The sequence below is a fragment of the Pigmentiphaga sp. genome, assembly GCF_033795525.1.
Lineage (GTDB): Bacteria > Pseudomonadota > Gammaproteobacteria > Burkholderiales > Burkholderiaceae_B > Pigmentiphaga.
Window position 1 is genome coordinate 1 of sequence record NZ_JARYGM010000035.1, and the last position, 501, is coordinate 501.

The window sequence follows — 501 nt, forward strand, 5'->3', positions numbered from 1 at the left end:
GGTGGAGGTAAGCGGGATCGAACCGCTGACCTCTTGCATGCCATGCAAGCGCTCTCCCAGCTGAGCTATACCCCCGTGTTGCGGTGCCTAGCAAAGAAGCGAAATTATGCACCATAAATTTTTTTTGTGCAAGTGGGAAAAGAAAAAGATGAGCGTTCGATCGAAATGGCTGGCATGTGTGCCGAAGAGCCCGCCGCAACGGCGAGGCTGTGGCCAATAAGGGTTGAAGCGCTTTTACGCGTTTCAGTAGCAATGAAATAAACGTAGAAGAAGACAAGAATTTTTGCTTGCGAGCTTTTGTAACGACGGGTGTCGAAAAGCGTACAATAGACGTCTAATGCCGATATTCAAATTTAGATGCGCCCGATTTCCGCGCACTTGATCGGCGCCCGCCTTTGCAGCAGGGCGGCTTCACAGCAGCAGTCCTATTTTTGGATGGACGGCCTATGGTTGAAGAATGGCAACGTCATCGACCCGAATTCTCCCGTCTGGATCGCATTT

General features: G+C 50.7%; 1 tRNA gene. It reads right to left on the minus strand.

From position 1 onward, the window contains the following. Positions 1-2: 2 nt before the first annotated feature. A tRNA-Ala gene (locus tag QHC78_RS21100) sits at positions 3-75 on the minus strand. Between the last annotated feature and the right edge of the window lie 426 nt (positions 76-501).